The organism is Lachnoanaerobaculum saburreum DSM 3986, assembly GCF_000185385.1.
Classification (GTDB): domain Bacteria; phylum Bacillota; class Clostridia; order Lachnospirales; family Lachnospiraceae; genus Lachnoanaerobaculum; species Lachnoanaerobaculum saburreum.
Map to the genome: position 1 here is coordinate 1 of NZ_GL622303.1, position 1,688 is coordinate 1,688.

The 1,688-nt window shown below is 39.4% G+C and carries 1 protein-coding gene; it reads right to left on the reverse strand.

Going from position 1 to position 1,688, the window contains the following annotated elements; all coding sequences use genetic code 11:
- Positions 1-152: 152 nt before the first annotated feature.
- Positions 153-1,532: an IS1380 family transposase gene (locus HMPREF0381_RS14040; RefSeq protein WP_008752676.1), complete on the reverse strand. Its 1,380-nt coding sequence runs from the start codon at positions 1,530-1,532 to the stop codon at positions 153-155.
- Positions 1,533-1,688: the final 156 nt, after the last annotated feature.

The window sequence follows — 1,688 nt, forward strand, 5'->3', positions numbered from 1 at the left end:
CAAATGCCAGATCTGTTATAGACTCTGACCTATGTTGAAGACGACTGATTTTGTTAATTTAATGAAATAATATATTGCTTTTTTAAGCATGAAATGAGTCTGTTTCTAAAAAATGGATCAGCAAATAAAGCCTTTCGGTTGCTAATGACGTTTTATGCAGTTGCAAGGATATTGTTTGCACAGTAATCGGCGAATATATGCCTCCAGATATTACTTTTTCCCAATCCCATGATTAATTGGCGTGCGTGTGTTGTGATATGACTTGCCATCATGATCAAATTGCTGATCACTGTACGCATCCGACGTCTTTTTACATCACGTTTTTGGCGTGGAGCGCGACCTCCAATTGTTCCCTGACCAATCATTCGCAAAATGTTGTAAGCAATGATGCTTAACTCTAAAACAAGTGCATTGGTATCAAATTTACCGGATGGAAGACGCTCTATATCCATATCGGTCTTAATTTCACTATGGTATTGTTCGCATTCTCCATGAGCATGATAAAGGCGTATGATTTCCCGGTCTGTTTCTCCAAGATTAGTCCACCAGGTTTCTACTTCGATATCGGTCGGAAACATAAATTGTCCGTATTTATTAATGGTTCGCTCTGTGATTTCATAGCCGGCTCTAAGAGTGAATTCCTGTTTGAACTGTTTACTTGTGACAGTTTTCCAATCACTTCCGATATAGATAGTTTTTCCTTCCCTTGGAGTGGTGACGTTTTGGCAATGCTGCTTTGCCATGTTAAACCATTCTTCTTTACTTTCACGGCGAAGATTTCGTTTAATGATAAAATAACAGCCTTCCTGAATGAGAACAGCAACGTTATCAATTGAATCATTTCCCGAATCCAGACGAATGAGAAGAGGCTTGTCAGTCAGTTTTTTACAGAGTTTGATTGTCTCTTGAAGGAATGCTACGGTACCATTTTGACAATGCTGTTTTCCTTCACGGAGTTCGAAATTGATTGCATAACCTTCAGTGCCAATGTAGGCCATCATGGGAGCATAACCATCATATCCTTTATAGGTACGAGAAACACCTTCTTTGCCGGATTTTGAATTATCCATTGGTGTTACATCAATATCTACCGGTACGAAACCATTGGAAAGGACACCGGGTTGAATTTTGTTAGCAAGGAGCATCCGGATATTTTCATCAAGAATCAGGCCACGCAGACTATCGCCAATGTCATCCATACGCTGACGAAGCGTTTCCTCTGAAGGAATACTTCGTGTGATTCCCAATGCAGCCTGATAAAAAGCTTTGTCGTCATCCATTTCATGGACTGCCTCAAAATAAGGTTTTCCCATACAAAGCATTCCTATGTAAGTAAGGATGATATCACCATTCTTAATCTGATGCTGAGAACGATTTTCTGTAACATCCATGCGGTTGAGCCTTTTGGTAAAATCACTCTTTCCAAGAATTGCACCGACAACCGCTAACCCACCGGCAGGGATGATACGCTCGTTGGTATATTCGACAACAATGTTGTTATTGGCAAGAGTCATTCGACGATTTTTTTTCATGATATTTCGCTCCTAAATCAGATTATTTACAAGAGTATTGTATCATGATTTTTCTACACCTGATAGGTGAAAAAAATATATCTGCAAAAGTATGAGAAACACCAGTATTTATAAGGAAATGCCGGATTCATAAATCAGGAGCTTCACGGATTAAGG

What these genes read in the sequence shown, in the direction of transcription:
- HMPREF0381_RS14040 (WP_008752676.1), bottom strand. Translation starts at nt 1,532, where the DNA reads ATGAAAAAAAATCGTCGAATGACTCTTGCCAATAACAACATTGTTGTC.